Origin of the sequence: Vreelandella subterranea, from assembly GCF_900111305.1 — a bacterium.
GTDB lineage: Bacteria > Pseudomonadota > Gammaproteobacteria > Pseudomonadales > Halomonadaceae > Vreelandella > Vreelandella subterranea.
Window position 1 is genome coordinate 361,005 of record NZ_FOGS01000001.1, and the last position, 16,825, is coordinate 377,829.

The 16,825-nt window shown below is 58.4% G+C and carries 15 protein-coding genes; 3 read left to right on the top strand and 12 right to left on the bottom strand.

Translation table 11 applies throughout. From position 1 onward, the window contains the following. Window positions 1-15: 15 nt before the first annotated feature. From urtE to BMX75_RS01665, 10 genes are all read right to left on the bottom strand, one after another. A complete protein-coding gene (urtE, locus tag BMX75_RS01620) occupies window positions 16-726 on the bottom strand; it encodes an urea ABC transporter ATP-binding subunit UrtE (protein ID WP_092824648.1) in 711 nt (236 codons plus the stop codon). Beyond that, window positions 726-1,562, bottom strand: a complete 837-nt coding sequence (urtD, locus tag BMX75_RS01625) for an urea ABC transporter ATP-binding protein UrtD (protein WP_092824650.1) — start codon at window positions 1,560-1,562, stop codon at window positions 726-728. Before urtD ends, urtE begins: the two co-directional genes overlap by 1 nt. Further along, complete coding sequence (urtC, locus tag BMX75_RS01630) at window positions 1,559-2,692, bottom strand: urea ABC transporter permease subunit UrtC (protein ID WP_092824652.1); 1,134 nt, start codon at window positions 2,690-2,692, stop codon at window positions 1,559-1,561. The genes urtD and urtC overlap by 4 nt, the downstream gene beginning before the upstream one ends. Window positions 2,693-2,698: 6 nt before the next feature. Next, the gene (gene urtB, locus BMX75_RS01635) at window positions 2,699-4,288 is read right to left on the bottom strand and encodes an urea ABC transporter permease subunit UrtB (RefSeq protein WP_092824654.1); all 1,590 of its coding nucleotides are present in this window, start codon (window positions 4,286-4,288) and stop codon (window positions 2,699-2,701) included. A gap of 155 nt (window positions 4,289-4,443) precedes the next feature. Next, window positions 4,444-5,796 carry an urea ABC transporter substrate-binding protein gene (urtA, locus tag BMX75_RS01640; protein WP_092824656.1) on the bottom strand — a complete coding sequence of 451 codons (1,353 nt, stop codon included), beginning with the start codon at window positions 5,794-5,796 and terminating at the stop codon, window positions 4,444-4,446. Window positions 5,797-6,170: 374 nt separating this feature from the next. Next, on the bottom strand, window positions 6,171-7,667 hold the full coding sequence (locus BMX75_RS01645) for a tripartite tricarboxylate transporter permease (protein ID WP_092824659.1): 1,497 nt from the start codon (window positions 7,665-7,667) through the stop codon (window positions 6,171-6,173). Between the two features lie 50 nt (window positions 7,668-7,717). Further along, a complete protein-coding gene (locus BMX75_RS01650) occupies window positions 7,718-8,200 on the bottom strand; it encodes a tripartite tricarboxylate transporter TctB family protein (protein WP_092824661.1) in 483 nt (160 codons plus the stop codon). A 100-nt stretch (window positions 8,201-8,300) separates the two neighbouring features. After that, window positions 8,301-9,299, bottom strand: coding sequence for a Bug family tripartite tricarboxylate transporter substrate binding protein (locus BMX75_RS01655; protein WP_092824663.1), 999 nt, complete (start codon window positions 9,297-9,299; stop codon window positions 8,301-8,303). Between the two features lie 153 nt (window positions 9,300-9,452). Further along, the gene (locus BMX75_RS01660; RefSeq protein ID WP_092824665.1) at window positions 9,453-10,184 is read right to left on the bottom strand and encodes a response regulator; all 732 of its coding nucleotides are present in this window, start codon (window positions 10,182-10,184) and stop codon (window positions 9,453-9,455) included. A 57-nt stretch (window positions 10,185-10,241) separates the two neighbouring features. Continuing rightward, complete coding sequence (locus BMX75_RS01665; RefSeq protein WP_092824670.1) at window positions 10,242-11,942, bottom strand: ATP-binding protein; 1,701 nt, start codon at window positions 11,940-11,942, stop codon at window positions 10,242-10,244. Between the two features lie 120 nt (window positions 11,943-12,062). Here BMX75_RS01665 and BMX75_RS01670 point away from each other — a divergent pair, with 120 nt between their 5' ends. Both BMX75_RS01670 and BMX75_RS01675 read left to right on the top strand, forming a co-directional pair. Next, window positions 12,063-12,815 (top strand): DUF481 domain-containing protein, encoded by a 753-nt coding sequence (locus BMX75_RS01670; RefSeq protein ID WP_092824672.1) that lies wholly within the window; start codon window positions 12,063-12,065, stop codon window positions 12,813-12,815. 174 nt (window positions 12,816-12,989) lie between these two features. After that, window positions 12,990-14,549, top strand: a complete 1,560-nt coding sequence (locus BMX75_RS01675; protein WP_092824673.1) for a BCCT family transporter — start codon at window positions 12,990-12,992, stop codon at window positions 14,547-14,549. 3 nt (window positions 14,550-14,552) lie between these two features. On the opposite strand, the gene BMX75_RS01680 is transcribed toward BMX75_RS01675, so the two are convergent. Continuing rightward, window positions 14,553-15,374, bottom strand: a complete 822-nt coding sequence (locus BMX75_RS01680) for a flagellin N-terminal helical domain-containing protein (RefSeq protein WP_092824675.1) — start codon at window positions 15,372-15,374, stop codon at window positions 14,553-14,555. Window positions 15,375-15,457: 83 nt separating this feature from the next. Next, the gene (gene folK / locus BMX75_RS01685; RefSeq protein WP_092824677.1) at window positions 15,458-15,895 is read right to left on the bottom strand and encodes a 2-amino-4-hydroxy-6-hydroxymethyldihydropteridine diphosphokinase; all 438 of its coding nucleotides are present in this window, start codon (window positions 15,893-15,895) and stop codon (window positions 15,458-15,460) included. A 157-nt stretch (window positions 15,896-16,052) separates the two neighbouring features. Between folK and BMX75_RS01690 the strand changes: the two genes are divergently transcribed. Beyond that, a complete protein-coding gene (locus BMX75_RS01690) occupies window positions 16,053-16,799 on the top strand; it encodes an SDR family oxidoreductase (protein ID WP_092824679.1) in 747 nt (248 codons plus the stop codon). Window positions 16,800-16,825 lie beyond the last annotated feature (26 nt).

The window sequence follows — 16,825 nt, forward strand, 5'->3', positions numbered from 1 at the left end:
CCGGGTGTGGATAACCTAAACCGTCAAATGCTGTTGGATAAGTTCATCAGAAAGCTCGCCGATATCGCCATTTGCCACCGGGCGGCCGCGGTCCATGATCACGAAGCGGTCCGCGTATTTACGTGCAAAGGGTAGTTTTTGCTCCACCAGCAGCACCGTCAAGCCGTCCTCGTTGATCAACTGGCGAATCACCTGGCCGATCTGCGAGACGATATTAGGCTGGATGCCCTCGCCGGGCTCGTCAAGGATCAACAGCTTGGGCTCGATGACCAGGGCGCGGCCGATGGCCAGCTGTTGCTGCTGGCCGCCGGAGAGATCGCCACCGCGGCGGTTTTTCATTTCCTTGAGCACCGGGAACAGCTCATAGACCCGCTCGGGGATTTTTTTCACCCCGTCCTGGCGGGCGGCAAGGCCCGTTCGCAGATTATCTTCCACGGTGAGTAGCGGAAATATCTGGCGCCCCTGGGGCACATAGCCGATGCCCAGCCGAGAGCGTTCCTCAACGGCTTTCTGGGTCAGCTCGATCTCGCCCGCGTCGCCGCTAGAGTAGCGCAAGGCGCCGCTTTTTACCGCGACTTCGCCCATCACGGCTTTCAGCAGCGTGGTTTTACCCACGCCGTTACGGCCCATCACGCAGGTGCACTGCCCGGCGGGCACTTCAAGGTCCAGGTCCCAGAGGGTGTGACTTTCGCCGTAGAACTGATTGAGCTTTTCAATGGCTAGCATCAGGCGGCCTCCTCGTCATCGGCGCCCAGATAGACCTCGACCACGCTGGGGTCGCTGGAGACTTGGTCCATGGTGCCTTCCGCCAGCACGCTGCCCTGGTGCAGTACCGTTACCTGGCGGGCAATCGAGCGCACAAAGCCCATATCGTGTTCGACCACGACGACGGACTGCTTACCGGCTAAGCCGGTGAGCAGCTCGGCGGTACGCTCCATTTCCTGTTCGGTCATGCCCGCGACCGGCTCATCCACCAGCAATAGGCGCGGGCGCTGCATCAGCAGCATGCCGATTTCCAGCCACTGCTTCTGGCCGTGGGAGAGAATGCCCGCGGGTTGATAGCGCAGCGCCGTCAGGCCGATGGTCTCAAGCACTTCGTCAATGCGGTCCTTGACCTCGCCGGTCAGGCGGGCGGTGAGGGTTGGTATGATCCGCTTGTCCGCCGCCATCGCCAGCTCCAGGTTTTCAAATACCGAGAGCGCCTCGAACACCGTGGGCTTCTGGAACTTGCGCCCGATGCCCAGGCTGGCAATCTCGGGCTCGTTCATGTGCAACAGGTTATGACGGCTGCCGAACCATACACTGCCCTCATTGGGGCGCGTCTTGCCGGTAATGATGTCCATCATGGTGGTCTTACCCGCCCCGTTGGGGCCGATAATGCAGCGCAGTTCGCCATCGTCGATAGTCAGGTTCAGTTTATTGATGGCCTTGAACCCATCGAAGCTGACGGTGACGTCTTCCATGTAAAGAATCGGACCGTGGCGCACGTCGACCGTTGAGGCCTGGGGCGTCATGAAGTCGAACACCCGGTCGCGTTCGGTGAGCGCTTGGAAAAAGCTCATGCCGTTGCCTCCTTGTCTGGCGTCTCTGAGTCTGATGGCTCATCGTCTCGCCGCCGTTTTAAATGGCCCAGCAATCCGGCGACCCCCTGGGGCAAAAACACGGTGACGAACACGAACAGGCCGCCCAGCGCAAACAGCCAGGCATCGGGCATGACCCCGGTAAACACGGTTTTGGCGTAGTTCACCAACACCGCGCCGATCACCGCGCCGTAAAGCGAGGCGCGCCCCCCCAGCGCCACCCACAGGACAATCTCGATGGAGAAAATCGGATCAAACTCGCTGGGATTGATAATCCCCACCTGGGGTACATAGAGCGCCCCGGCCACCCCCGCCAGCATGGCGGAGACCACAAACACAAACAGCTGAAAGCGCTCGACCCGGTAGCCCAGAAAACGCGTTCGCGCCTCGGCATCGCGGGTTGCCACGCACACCCGGCCGAGTTTGCTGCCGACAATCGACCGGCATACTACATAGCCCAGCGCCAGCGCCACGCCGGAGGCAATGAACAAGCCGAGCCGGGTGGCCCCGCTGCGCAGGTCAAAGCCCAGCAACTCGCGGAAGTCGGTCAGGCCGTTGTTGCCGCCAAAGCCCATCTCGTTGCGGAAGAACGCCAGCATCAGCGCGAAGGTCATCGCCTGGGTGATGATCGACAGATATACCCCGGTCACCCGCGAGCGAAAGGCCAGCCAGCCAAACACCAACGCCAGCAGCCCCGGTGCTATCAACACCATGGCAAAGGCAAACCAGGCCATATCAAAGCCGTACCAGAACCATGGCAGGCTGTCCCAGTTCAGAAATACCATGAAGTCGGGCAGGATGGGGTCGCCGTAGGTGCCGCGGTCACCAATTTGACGCATCAGATACATGCCCATGGCGTAGCCGCCAATGGCGAAAAAGGCGCCGTGGCCGAGGCTCAAAATGCCCAGATAGCCCCATACCAGGTCCACTGCAACGGCCAAGAGTGCGTAGGTAAGATACTTGCCCAGTAGCCCGACGGTATACCCCGACACATACAGCGGGTGCCCGGCGGGCACCGCCAGGTGGAGCACCGTCACGGCGATGACCGCGACCGTCAGAATCAGCAGGAAGATCTGCGTCGAGCGTTCGTTGAAGGGTCGTGTTAGCCACATAATCGATTAGCCCTCCGCCGCCCGGCCCTTCTGCGGAAAGAGTCCGCGGGGGCGCTTTTGAATAAACAGGATGATAAATACCAGCACGATAATCTTGGCCAGCACCGCACCCGCCCAGGGCTCCAGCACCTGGTTGATAATGCCCAGCGACATGCCCGCCACCAGCGTGCCCCACAAGTTACCGACGCCGCCAAACACCACCACCATGAAGGAGTCGATGATGTAATTTTGGCCGAGGTTGGGGCCAACGTTGGTGAGCTGGGAGAGTGCCACACCGGCAAGCCCGGCCACGCCGGAGCCCAGTGCAAAGGTCATGATATCCACGCGTGTGGCGCGAATGCCCATGGAGCGAGCCATGTTGCGGTTCTGGGTGACCGCGCGGACCTCAAGCCCCAGCCGTGTGTGGCGCATGATCAGTATCAGGCCTGCGAATACGACCAGCGCAAAACCCAGCACATACATCCGGTTAAGGGTTAGCGACAGGGCATCGTTGACGACCAGTGAACCGCTCATCCACTCAGGGGTAATCACCGTGCGGTTGAGCGGTGAAATAACCGTGCGCACCAGTTGTTGAAGAATCAGGCTGATGCCGAACGTGGCCAGCAACGTCTCCAGCGGGCGGCCTTTCAGGAACTGAATCACGCCGCGCTCGATCGCCACCCCCACTAAGGCAGACACCATGAACCCGGCCGGAATCGCCAGTATCAGGGCAAGACCCGGCTGGCCAGGTAACAGTTGCTGCATGGCCCAGGTGGTATAGGCGCCGAGCATGATCAGCTCGCCATGGGCCATATTGATCACGCCCATCACGCCGAAGGTGATCGCCAGGCCAATGGCCGCCAGTACCAGCACCGAGCCCATGGAAAGGCCGAAGTAGAGCGTTTCGGCGGCCCGATTGATCTTGAGGTTCTGTTCGATATCGGCAAGCGCGGTGGTGGCAGCGTCAACCACCAGCGGGTCTTCCGACTGGGTAGCGCGGTTCAACGCCACCCGGACATTGCTGTTCAAGCTGCCCGACAATACCTCCACGGCCTCGACATCGCCCTGATTAAGGCGATAAACCGCCAGTGCTTGATTCAACCGATGACGAACCGCTGCCGATGGCTCTTCTGCCATCCGGTTGGTGAGCGGTTCAACCTGCTCTTCTTCAACGTTGCCAATCAGCCGTCTCGCTGCGTCCAAACGCGCATCTTGCTCGCCGTTATACAACTCAACCAGCGAAATCGCCGAACGCAACTGGCTGCGTAGCGCGTTGTTGATGGTTAACCGATCCAGATCGCGGCGGCTGACTTCGCCGATGGCCTCGCCGGTCATGGCATCTTCAACGGTGACGTCTAGGCCTGCGGTTTCCAGCGCGATCACAAAGCGACCGCTGTCTTTCAAACGTTGCAAGTCACTGTCCAACAGGGCCTGCAACCAGACATCGGCACGCTCGTGCTCGCTTTCGATAATGGCGGTGATCGCATCTGATTTGTCGTCAAATGAGCGCGTATCCAGCGCTTCCAGAAGGGCTTGTCCGTCGTCTTCCTGCGCCTGAACCGCCATGGGGAACCAGGCCAGCAGGCTAATGAGCAGACAGGTGACGATCCTTGGCATGACGCGTGGCGTCCACGAATAGCAAGGAATCCTCATGGGGTAAGTCCTTTGAGTGGCGTGCCCCAGGCGTCGCCACGAATGAAGCATCGCCTGGGTAAATGAATAAGGTGAACGGTTCAAATAACGGGGCGGCTTTCACCGCCCCTGACATGGGCTTATTCGGCTAACGCTTCTTCCGCTTGTTCTTCAGCATTGCTACCCATGCAGCGGTTTTCCACCACGTTGTAGTTGCCGCATTCCATTGGCTTGCGCCAGTCACTGATCAAATCACGCGAACCGGGCAGGTAGTCCGACCAGGCATCACCCGCCACGGTCGACGGGGTTTGCCAGACAATGGCGAACTGGCCGTTGTCCTGAATTTCCCCGATCATGACCGGCTTGGTGATGTGGTGGTTGGGCATCATCGCCGCTGAACCACCCGACAGGTTGGGCACGGTCACGCCGATGATGGCATCTTTCACCGCGTCCACATCGGTGGTACCGGCTTTCTGAACAGCCTCTACCCACATGTTGAAGCCGATGTAGTGGGCTTCCATCGGGTCGTTGGTCACTGCATCGTCTTCGCCGGTATGCGCAAGCCAGGCATCGATAAAGTCGTAGTTGGCGTCACTATCCACGCTCATGAAATAGTTCCAGGCCGCCAGATGGCCCACCAGCGGGCTCGTATCGATACCGGTGAGTGCCTCCGCACCCACCGAGAAGGCAACCACTGGAATATCCGCCGCGTCGATGCCCTGGTTACCCAGCTCACGGTAGAACGGCACATTGGCATCGCCATTGATGGTGGACACCACGGCGGTTTTCTTGCCTTCGCTGCCGAAACGGCTGATTTCCGAGACGATGTTCTGCCAGTCAGAGTGACCAAAGGGCGTGTAGTTGACCATGATATCTTCGTCGGCCACGCCAAACTCTTCTTTCAGATAGGCTTCCAGGATGCGGTTGGTCGTGCGCGGGAAGACATAGTCAGTCCCCGCCAGCACCCAGCGCTCGACGCCGATCTGATCATGCAGGTAGTTGACGGCAGGGATTGACTGCTGATTCGGTGCCGCACCGGTGTAAAAGACGTTCTCGGAAGATTCCTCGCCTTCGTATTGCACCGGGTAGAACAGCAGCCCGTTAAGCTCTTCGACCACCGGCAGTACTGATTTACGCGATACGGAGGTCCAGTTACCGAAGATAACGTCGACTTCTTCCTGTTCGAGCAACTCACGGGCACGCTCGGCAAACAACGGCCAGTCAGAGGCGGGGTCGACCACCACCGCTTCAATATCACGGCCAAGCAGGCCTCCCGCTTCGTTCTGCTGCTCGATCAGCATCTCAACGGTGTCTTTAAGAACCGTTTCGCTGATGGCCATGGTGCCTGAGAGGGAGTGCAGAATACCGACCTTGATCGGGTCTTCGTCTTGTGCGATGGCATGGGCACTGGTCCCCATCATCGCAGCGGTCAGCAGGGCCGTTGAGAATACTCGAGACGTCTTTGGGTGTGTCTTGCGTAGGAAAGTGGTCACTTGAATCTCCTTGCACCCCTTATGCTGGGGGCTCGTTTATTGGCGTCGTATGCCAAGCAACAAAGGTTGGTATACGTCCACTAGCAATAAACACGCTGCAAGGGGTGCGCCAGATTGGCACATAAGCCATTTATAAATTCACAATCAGCAACTTAAGATAAGCCTAAAAAACCCAAAAGCGACTAAAAGCACCAAAATAGCGCAAGAGCCAATCACCAGCGCGCACTCAAAATGCACCAACACCCTTCAGCGCACCATAGAAGTGCAGCAGCAAAAAAGCGCCCTGGGCGGCCCAGAGCGCTTATTGATCACCTACGGGCGCGTTGCAATCGACAAACGCCACAGTGATTCAGGTATTGGGATATTGAAGACGTTTAAGTATCAATCACCTCTCGCTTGAGGCGCTTTTTAATCACCGGTGCGCTCAGTGAAAACAATGCCACCGCCAACAGTGCCAGTGAGATGGGTTTTTCAAGGAAGATCCCCCAGTCGCCGCCGGAAATCTGCAGGGCCCGGCGCATGGATTCCTCCATCAAGTCGCCCAGGATCAGTGCCAGAATCAGCGGTGCTGCCGGGAAGCCGAACAGCCGCATGCCAAGGCCAATCAAGCCAAAACCAAGCAACAGCAGCAAATCGAACACGCTGAAACTCAGCCCGTAAACGCCGATCATGCAGAAGATAAGAATCATCGACAGCAACAGCGGACGCGGCAAATCAAGAATTTTGGCAATCAATGGAATCAGCGGCAGATTGAGCACCAGCAGGAAAATATTGCCGATGTACATGCTGGCCACCACGCCCCAGAACACGTCCGGGCGCTGCTCAATCATCATTGGCCCTGGGTTGATACCCATCACCAACAAGGCACCCAGCAATACCGCCGTGGTACCGGACCCGGGTACACCCAGCGTGAGCAGCGGCACAAACGAGCCGGTGCAGGCTGCATTGTTGGCTGCCTCTGGGGCGGCCACGCCCTTGATATTCCCCTGACCAAAGGTATCGCCATCTTTGGCAATACGCTTTTCCATGCTATAGCCCAGAAACGAGCCGATGGTCGCCCCGGCACCCGGTAACACACCGGTGAAAAAGCCCAGCACCGAACTGCGTCCCACGGGTCCTGCGATTTCCCTCATCTCTGGCCGCGAAAGCTTTAATGAGCCAATGGCATTACGCGGTGCTTCTTTACCGCCACCGCCGCGTAACAGCATGTAGAACACCTCGGCCAGCGCAAAGATACCCAGCGCCACGACGAGAAAATCAATGCCGTCCAGCAGATGGGCGGAGCCGAAGGTAAAGCGCTCGGTACCGGTCTGCAAGTCGATACCGACAATCGAGATCATCACCCCGATGACAGCGGCAATCAGCCCCTTTACCAACGACTTATCTGACAGCGACACCACGGCAGTGAGGCCCAGCACCATAAGCGCAAAGTATTCTGGCGGGCCAAAGCTAACCGCCACCTTGGAAAGAAGCGGCGCAACAAGCATCAGGAAAATCACCGATACCGTGCCGCCGACAAAGGACGAATAAGCCGCAATGGCCAGCGCTTTACCGGCCAGGCCTTTCTTGGCCATGGGGTAACCGTCGAACGACGTGGCGACCGTACCGGCGACACCGGGGGCATTCAGCAGGATCGACGATGTGGAGCCACCAAAGATGGCCCCGTAATACACTCCGGCCATCAGTATCAGGCCCGAAGAAGGCTCCATTGAGAACGTAATCGGAATCATCAGGGCCAAGGCGCTGATCGGCCCCAACCCTGGCAGCATTCCGATAATGGTCCCCGCAAACACACCGGCGAAGACGTAGGCTATATTGATCGGCTCAAGCGCTATGCCAAAGCCGTACATGAGATTATTAAACGCTTCCATAGGATTTACTCCCGAGGACCCGTCGCGCGAGTCAACTCAAAACGGCCAGGTTAAAACGGCAGCACACCGGTCGGCAGATAAACGTCCATCACTTTCGTCATGAGCAGATACAGGCCCAGAACGACACTTAACGACGCAGCGAGATTGATACTATGGCGGCGATAGCCGTAATAGAGTGTCAGCCCCACCGAGAGCAGCGTCGAGGCGAGCACAAAACCCAGTGGCACCAGTAACAGCGCGTAGGCTGCGATGGCGAGTGACGTAATGACGACTCGGCCCCAGGGAGAGAGCCAGAAAGGGCCTTGCTGGGTCGCGTCCTCTGGCTCGTCACTTGCTTCCTGAATGGCGGGTTTTTCGAAGAACAATAACACTGATAAAAACGCCAGAATGAAACCGAGCACCTTGGGGAAAAGGTCCGAATCCACCGGGCGCGGCAACGGGAAAGCCGGCACTTGCCAGGCGAATCCGAGGTATAGCACCGAAAAAGCCAGCAACACAACGGCCAGCCATTGGTTGGTATTCAGTCGAGTCATGGGGGTCTCTCCGAAGAAGCGGACGCTTCTCGCGGTTATAGCGCGCCGACCTGAGGCGCTATGACCCCAGGTCGGCACAAATCAAACGAAGATGACGGGGTTATTCGCCCAGCAGGCCCAACTCACTCAGTACGTTGCTGAACAGCGCCTGCTGGTCATCCAAAAAGGCACCAAAGGCTTCGCTGTCCTGATAGGCGTCGAGCCAGCCCAACTGGTCGCGCGCTTCCTGCCAGCCGTCCGTCTCGAGCATCTCTGCGAAGAGGTTTTCGTAGTAGCTCACCGCCTCTTCGGGCATGTCGGGGGTGCCCATGACGCCACGCCAGATATCAAAGGTATAGTCGACACCCTGTTCCTTATAGGTGGGTATTTCGGCCAGTTCACCGCCTAAACGCTCTTCAGAAGAGACACCAAGCGCGCGTAGCTGACTACCTTCACCCAGTTGCCCCACGGATTCACCGGCGCCGGTAATCACCGCTTCAATGTGACCGCCCATCAGGTTGGTCATGGCATCGCCGCCACCCGAGAAGGGGATGTAGTTGACAGCAGCCGCATCAAGGCCAGCCGCCGAGGCCAGACCGGCTATCGAGATGTGGTCCATTGACCCTGGCGCGCTACCACCCCCCACACTCAGGCCGGGGTCTTCTTCCATCGCGTTGAGCAGATCTTCCAGCGTTTGATAGTCAGAATCAGCGTCAACGAGCACGATGGAGTAATCGGTGATTAGACGCGCCACAGGGGTAAAGTCGGTGTGGTCGTAACGCGATGCACCGGCCAGGGGTACCAGAATCATCGGTGGGCTGGTCGCGAATAGCTTCTGCGGATTGCCCTCGTCGCGGGCAATTTGCGCCCAGGCGACAGCCCCGCCGCCGCCAGGAACGTTAATCGCGGCATAGTTTTCGTCGGCCAGCTCTTCTTGCTGAATCACTCGTGACATGGTGCGTACGAGGGTATCCCAACCACCACCGGGATTGGCCGGCGCAATGAACTCCACTGACCCGTCGGGGGTCCACTCCTGAGCCTGAACCTGACCGGCAATGGCGCTAAAAGCGGCAAAGGGTAAAGCCAATACGCTAAGGCGTTTGATAGAAAGCGAGGGCATGATGACGTTCTCCACATATGGTGTTGTTGTATAGGTGTTGCAGCGTTTGATGTTGTTGTGTACGCCACGAACGTTAGAAGAACACTCCCCACCTCGACAAGGTTCTGAACATAAAAGACAAAAAGTTCTTTTTGTGCATTTTGTTCATTTTGCTCACGACGGCGATTGCCAACGCCAAGCATCGCTCAACAGGCGATAGCGGCGCTCAGGGCGGCCTACATCACCGTAGCCCAGTTCCGCACTGACCGCTTGCTCGGCGACCAAAAACTCTAAATAGCGCCGCGCCGTCGACCGACTGGCCCCCATGGCGCGCGCTATTTGCATGGCGGTTTGCGGATCTTGGGCACTTCCCAATGCCTCCACCACCCGTCGCAGCGTCAGCGGATCGATGCCTTTCGGCAGGCTGCCTCCGCTGGGCGACACAACGTCCGCGGGCTGCGTCCGGGACAGTACCTGGTCAAGCTCGTCCTGATTCATCTCGTTGCGACAGGCCAGCGCCTCCCGCTCACGACGAAAGCGCGCCAGCATCTGCTGCATACGACCGGCTTCAATGGGTTTGATAAGGTAATCAAAAACGCCGCCGCGCAGCGCCTCGCTGATGGTATCTACCTCACGGGCAGCGGTGACCATGACAATATCCACCTGGACGTAATCGCGACGCAGCGCCCAAAGCAGTTCAAGTCCTTCCACATCGGGCAGATAGGCATCCAGCAAAACCAACTGCACATGCTGGCCTTGCTCGGCCATCAGAGCGTTGGTTTCAGCGGCGTTGCGAGCCATGCCGACAACATGAAACCCCTCACTCTGCTCAATAAAGGCGCGATGGATATCGGCAATGCGAAAATCATCTTCTACCACCAGAATACCGTACTCATGCGCCGTCATAATCCACCCTCTTACCGCATTTCGGGCTATTGTTTATCGTTGTGAGAACCTGCACGGTCAGCTTAACACGGACGATGACGTGCCAGTGTCGGCGGCACATAGCGAACGGTTCAGCACCGCAATAAAGCAGGCTCCTCCCAGTTCACCATCTTCCAGCGTCACCGTACCACCATGCTGCCGACAGAGCCGTGCCACTAGCGCAAGACCTAGCCCTTGATGCTGACCGGCTTTGGTTGAAAAGCCTTCACTAAAAATCGACTCGGCATGGTCCGTCGGAACACCCGGACCATTATCTTCGACCTCTATCAGCAGTTGCTCGCCCAGGTCGGTGAAAAACAAGCGCACCCGCGGTGGGTCGCTCGGCCCATGCAAGGCCGCATGACAGGCGTTATCCAGCAGGTTGCCTACAACGCTCATCATCACTTCCTGCCCGGTGGGAGTTAACGGACAGCCAAGAGAGCTTTGTTCGTCAATCTCAAGCATAACGCCGAGCTCCCTGGCCCGGGTCAGCTTCCCCATCAGGGTACCGCTCAAAACGGTATCGGCGACGTGACGCATCAAGAAGTTCATCTGCGCCTGAGCGCGTTTGGTTTCCTGGTGGATCAGCGTCAACGCTTCATCAATGCGTTCGAGCTGCAGCAAGCCGGAGATGGTGTAGAGCTTGTTGGAAAACTCGTGCGCCTGGGCACGCAGCATGTCGACATCCCGGCTGGCCTGGGTCAGCGCCTGGGAAAGATCGACAATTTCCCGGCGACTGCGGAACGTCGCCACGGCCCCCTCGATCTCGCCCTCGTGGATGATCGGCACGCGGTTCACCACCACCGGATGATCGCCCAGCCACATTTGCTGGTCGAACTCCTGCTGGCCGTACTTGAGCACTTCCTGGAGCCTCGAGTTGGGAACCACCTCGCGGATCGGCTGGCCGAGCAGGATATGTTCGTCGGCCAACCCCAGGAACCACCGAGCCTGCTGGTTCACCAGCGTAATCTGGCCTTCGCGGTTCACCGCCAGAATGCCTTCGTGTATCGATTGCAGAATGGCCTCTTTCTCCATCGCCAGGCGGGCAATTTCGTAAGGCTCCAAGCCTAGAATAACGCGTTTCAGGTGCTGGGAAAGCCAGTAGGCACCGGCAAACCCCAGCACGATCATCAGCGCCACCAGCGTCCAGCCCAGGCTGTTATAGCGGGCGATGTCCATTGCGACGCGGTCAAGCATGAAACCAACCGAGACGATGCCGATGATATTGCCTGCTTCATCGCGCACCGGGGTTTTACCGCGCATGGCGGAACCCAAGGTGCCGGTCGCTTCCGACACATAGGACTCGCCGCCTTCAAGCGCCCGGGCATTATCGCCACCCACCATGGTCAGACCGATACGCTCGGGTACCGGATGCGAATAGCGCACGCTCTGGTTATTGCCGACCACCACGTACCGCGCACCGGTTTCGCGGCGCACGCGTTCAGCCAGCGGTTGTATTACGCTGGCCGGGTCGTCAGCGTCAAAGGCATCGATCAGCTCGGGCATCGAGGCCACCGTTTTGGCCACCGCCAGGGCCCGCTCTCCCATTTGCGAGCTGATGATCTCGGCTTTACGGTGATTCAGGTAGGTGCCCTGTGCCAACAGCATGCCCGCCAGCAACAGGCCGACAAGCAGCATGACCTGAAGGCGAAAGCTGCGCTTGTACCAGCGCCGCCTGGAGCGCGTTCGACGCCAGCGCTGCAGCTCAGCTAATGTTTTGTTCGGGCGGGAGGATGGCATGACGGCACTCACAAGCGGTAACGGCCTCATTATGGCATGCGCACGCAGAGGGCGTTAAACTTCGCCGCTTTGGGGCCTGACAGACAACAGGCCTTGAACTGCCAGATCAGGGAGAGCGGTATGCTAGCGAAGGACTGGGCAAATGGGTTTGTCATTTTGCTGGGTGTTCTTTGGGGCGCGTCAGCCGTTGCCAGCCCCTTTTACGCCCCTGACCCTCCGTCCGACGATACCCCCGTTTTCAGCGGCGACTCTGAATTGGGCTACAACCGCCTGACGGGCAATACCAACAGTGAAACACTCATCGGTAAGACCCGCTTGCAATGGTTGACGGGCGACCTGACTCACTCGCTGCGCGGCGAGGTGCGCCACGTCAGCAAGGAAGACGACACTGCCGCCGAACAGTACCTGCTGGCGGCCCGCGAGCGCTACGACTTCAGCGGGCCGCATTACCTGTTCGGCTTTGCCCGTTGGGAAAAAGACCGCTTCGCCGGTTACGACCAGCAGCTAAGTGCCATTGGCGGCTACGGACGGCAGATCCTCGACAACGACCGTCATACGCTGTCGCTGGAAGCCGGTCCGGGCTACCGCCACGACCGGCTACGCGAACACGGTAATGAACGCCTGGGCGTTGCCTATTCGGCCATCGATTATCGCTGGGAGTTTGCCGACTACGCCGATATTCGTCAGGAAGCATCAGTGGAATATACCCGCCAGAATGTCACCTCCCGATCGCTCACCGCCCTGACCGCCCGGCTGAATTCAAAGCTTTCGTTACGCCTCTCCCACGAGATCAAGCACAATTCAGAGCCACCCGACGATGCCGACAAACGCAACGACACCACCACCAGCGCCTCGCTGCTTTTTCACTGGTAATGCACCAAAATGCAGCAACCGACGTTAGACGTTGGTCTATAAAGACGCTACAATACACACAGTTTCCTGTCCTAGCGCCATTCCATGAATGGCGCTTTTTTTTGCGCCCACTTTTCAACGCGGCAAGCTGTTAAGTTTGACAGACCATCTTGCCCAACCCCACAACGGACTCTCATGACGACACAATCAGCTCAAGACGTGGTGCCACCCAGTGGTCTACGCGCCCTCGGTGACCCGCTGGTGCTGCTGCTCAGCATCGGCTTTATCGTGGCTTTTATCGGTCTTTCACTTTACGACGTCGATCTGGTCGCCAATAGCATCAGTACCGGCTTCGCCTGGACGGCACGCGTCTTTGGCACCTACTTTCAACTGCTGCTGATCGCCACCTTCTTCATTGCCATTGGCCTGGCCTTTACCCCCGCCGCCAACGCCAAAATCGGCAACCTCGATGCGCCGGAAATGAGTACTTTCAAGTGGCTATCGATCATTCTGTGCACCTTGCTGGCCGGGGGTGGGGTATTTTTCGCGGCAGGCGAGCCGATCTACCACTTTGTGGTCACTCCTCCCGCCTTTGACAGCGAGGCGGGCACACCAGAAGCCGTGGCGAACGCCCTCGCCCAGTCGTTCAACCACTGGGGCTTCCTGGCGTGGGCAGTCCTGGGGTCACTTTCGGCGGTGGTGCTGGCGCATGCCCACTATGTGAAAGGCCAACCGCTTCAGCCTCGCACCCTGCTGTATCCGGTATTTGGCGAGCGCTTGCTACGTGGGCCGCTCGGCGGCATTATCGACGCCTGCTGCGTGATTGCCCTGGTGGCAGGCACCGTAGGGCCGATCGGGTTCCTGGCGACCCAGGTCAGCTTTGGTTTACATGAACTATTTGGCCTGCCGGAAGGCTACACCGGCCAGCTGATCATTCTTGCGGCGCTGGGCAGCATTTACGTACTGTCCTCGATGAGCGGTGTCCATAAAGGCATTCAATTACTCAGCCGGTTCAACGTCCTGCTGGCGCTCACGATTGGTGCCGTCATCTTTATATTCGGCCCGACCCTGTTCCTGACCAACAGCTATGTAGCCGGGATGGGCACCTATGTGAGCAAGTTCTTCACCATGGCAACCACCACGGCGGACACCGCGCCCGACTGGTGGATGCAGTGGTGGACGGTGTTCTTCTTTGCCTGGTTTATCGGCTATGCGCCGCTGATGGCGATTTTCGTGGCGCGCATTTCCCGGGGTCGCACCATTCGTCAGATGATTGTCGCCGTCGCCGTTATCGCGCCGATTGCCACCAGCGTGTGGTTTACCCTGCTGGGCGGCTCGGGCATCTACTATCAGCTCACCGGGGCCATCGAACTAACCGAAGCGCTGAACAACTTCCAGTTTGACGTGGCCACGCTGACCGTCGCGCAAGCGCTCCCCGGCGGCACCTGGATGGCGCTGGCGATCTTGCTGTTAACGACCATTTTTGTGGCGACTACCGGCGACTCGATGAGCTACGCCATCGCCGTTGTGGGCGCCGGTCATGATGCCCCCAACCCTTACATCCGCGCCTTCTGGGGGATCGCCATGGCTCTGATGGCGGCGATATTGCTGAACATGGGCGCCGGACAGATCAGCGCGCTACAGCAGTTTATCGTGATCACCGCCATTCCCGTGTCGCTGATCCTGCTGCCCACGTTATGGCATGGCCCCAAGGCGGCTTATGCCATGGCGCGGGAGCAGGGGATAGTCAAGTAACCGCTACAACCCTTCCAGCAGCCGCAGAATCATCTGCGGCTGCTGGTTGGCCTGGGCCAGAATGGCGATGCCGACCTGTTGAAGGATCTGGGCGCGAATAAGATTAGAAACTTCCTTGGCGTAATCGGCATCCTGGATGCGTGACCGGGCATCAGAGGTATTAACAACATTGTTATTGAGCCCATCGATCACGCTTTCAAAGCGATTCTGCACCGCACCCAGATAGCTACGCTGGCGATCCACACGCTCGATCGCCTTGTCGATAGCATCCATCGGCTTGGGGGTGGCGGAGCCATCATCCAAGACGCTAAAAGTATCAAGATTTAGTGCCTGCGCGCTCATGGCATTGAATCGCACGCCAATCGTATCTCCCGCATTGGCGCCCACTTGAATATTAAGCGTTTGGTCGCCTTCCATCAGCCGTATGCCGTTGAAATTGCTCTCCCCCGCAAGGCGGTCGATTTCTTCAAGGCGCTGATCAATCTCGAGTTGGATGGAGGCGAGGTCGGTAGAGGAATTGGTGCCATTGGCGGCCTGAACGCTCAGCTCACGGATGCGTTGCAGGTTGTCGTTGATCTGATTGAGCGAGCCTTCCGCTGTCTGCACCATGGAGATGCCATCATTGGTGTTGCGGATCGCCTGGGTCATGCCCTTGATTTGTGCCGTCATGCGGTTGGCTATTGCCTGACCGGCGGGGTCATCCTTGGCGCTATTGATGCGCAGCCCGGAAGAGAGGCGCTGCATGGCGGTCTGCATGGATTGCTGACTGCCGCGCAGGTTATTCTGCACAATAAGCGACATCACATTGGTGTTTAGGCTGAGCAATGCACGCCTCCAGGGAAGTTAGCCCGCGCAATTGATTGGCGGCTACAGGGGGATTATCGGCCTGGAAGCAAAAATCATTAATACTATTGAGAGACGGGGGTGCGGCCACTGTTCGCCAGCAGTTCATCAACGGGTACCCGCACGTAATCGTGGTCAAGGTAGCCCTCATCCACCAGCTCGCCATCCCAGGCGACAATGTCCAGGTCCATGGTCCGCGGCCCCGATTTGATCGGGCCGCGGACGCGCCCCAGACGGTCTTCCACACCTTTCAGGTAGTCGCGAAAGTCATCCATCGACAGGCGGGTGCGTACCAGCAGGGCGGCGTTGAGAAAGTTGGGCTGCTCTTGGTAGCCCACCGGGGTGGTAACGATCTCGCGGGAGCGGGCAACCAGTTCACACTCCTGGCCAAGTATTGCCAGCGCCTCGGCCGCGTGACGCTCGGGCTCTATATTGGAGCCCAACGAAATGACGCATTCATGAAGCGAAGTATCGGGGTGGGCATACAAGCGTGACTGAGACATGGCTATCCATCCTTGATCGGGGCACCGTTGGCTCCTAGCCTAACGCTCCACATCGTTTGTGCAAGTACTGTACAATTTATTGACAAACGCTGCCCTCACGCAGACAGTCGTGTCATCCTACACAGACTAAGCACCCTACCACGATGAGGATTGTTCAATGAGTACACCGGCCGCATTGGTCACCGGCGGCGCGACGCGCCTGGGACGTCATTTTGCCGAATCACTGGCCGCCGCGGGCTATGATATCGCGCTGCACGTTAACCGCTCCCGGGATGAGGCAGAGGAAGTCGCCGAAGGCATCCGCGCAAAAGGTCGGGCTTGCGAGCTATTCAGCTGTGATTTCTTGCACGACGATGTGGGCCAACTGATCGAACAGGTCACACAGCGATTCCCTCAGCTAAGTGTTCTGCTCAATAGTGCTTCCGCCTATACACCCGCGCCCCTTGCCGAGACAGATTTGGAAATGCTGGAAACCCAGTTCCGGGTGAATTTGTTTACCCCGCTGCTGTTAACCCGGCACTTTGCCAGCGCGGTCGACACGGGCCAGGTCATCAATATTATCGACAACAAGGTGGCTTACCACCAATACCCCTACGCCGCCTACTTGCTGTCCAAAAAGAGCCTGGCGGAGATGACCCGCATGGCGGCGCTGGAGTTTGCCCCGCGCATTCGAGTGAACGGCATCGCGCCGGGTGTCGTGCTGCCTGCGTCCCAGCGTACCAGTGACTACATTGACTGGCGCATCGACGGGATTCCCGTCAAGCAGCAAGGCGAGCCCGACCATCTCGTGCAGGCGTTGCATTACCTGCTCAACAACGACTTTGTCGCCGGGCAGATTCTATTTGTCGACGGCGGCGAGTCGATCAATGTGGAAGGGCGTCACTCGGAAAACTACCTGGGGTAATACCCGTAAAGCAAAGGGGCTGCCCG

What these genes read in the sequence shown, in the direction of transcription:
- urtE (WP_092824648.1), bottom strand. Translation starts at nt 726, where the DNA reads ATGCTAGCCATTGAAAAGCTCAATCAGTTCTACGGCGAAAGTCACACC.
- urtD (WP_092824650.1), bottom strand. Translation starts at nt 1,562, where the DNA reads ATGAGCTTTTTCCAAGCGCTCACCGAACGCGACCGGGTGTTCGACTTC.
- urtC (WP_092824652.1), bottom strand. Translation starts at nt 2,692, where the DNA reads ATGTGGCTAACACGACCCTTCAACGAACGCTCGACGCAGATCTTCCTG.
- urtB (WP_092824654.1), bottom strand. Translation starts at nt 4,288, where the DNA reads ATGCCAAGGATCGTCACCTGTCTGCTCATTAGCCTGCTGGCCTGGTTC.
- BMX75_RS01645 (WP_092824659.1), bottom strand. Translation starts at nt 7,667, where the DNA reads ATGGAAGCGTTTAATAATCTCATGTACGGCTTTGGCATAGCGCTTGAG.
- BMX75_RS01650 (WP_092824661.1), bottom strand. Translation starts at nt 8,200, where the DNA reads ATGACTCGACTGAATACCAACCAATGGCTGGCCGTTGTGTTGCTGGCT.
- BMX75_RS01655 (WP_092824663.1), bottom strand. Translation starts at nt 9,299, where the DNA reads ATGCCCTCGCTTTCTATCAAACGCCTTAGCGTATTGGCTTTACCCTTT.
- BMX75_RS01660 (WP_092824665.1), bottom strand. Translation starts at nt 10,184, where the DNA reads ATGACGGCGCATGAGTACGGTATTCTGGTGGTAGAAGATGATTTTCGC.
- BMX75_RS01665 (WP_092824670.1), bottom strand. Translation starts at nt 11,942, where the DNA reads ATGCCATCCTCCCGCCCGAACAAAACATTAGCTGAGCTGCAGCGCTGG.
- BMX75_RS01670 (WP_092824672.1), top strand. Translation starts at nt 12,063, where the DNA reads ATGCTAGCGAAGGACTGGGCAAATGGGTTTGTCATTTTGCTGGGTGTT.
- BMX75_RS01675 (WP_092824673.1), top strand. Translation starts at nt 12,990, where the DNA reads ATGACGACACAATCAGCTCAAGACGTGGTGCCACCCAGTGGTCTACGC.
- folK (WP_092824677.1), bottom strand. Translation starts at nt 15,895, where the DNA reads ATGTCTCAGTCACGCTTGTATGCCCACCCCGATACTTCGCTTCATGAA.
- BMX75_RS01690 (WP_092824679.1), top strand. Translation starts at nt 16,053, where the DNA reads ATGAGTACACCGGCCGCATTGGTCACCGGCGGCGCGACGCGCCTGGGA.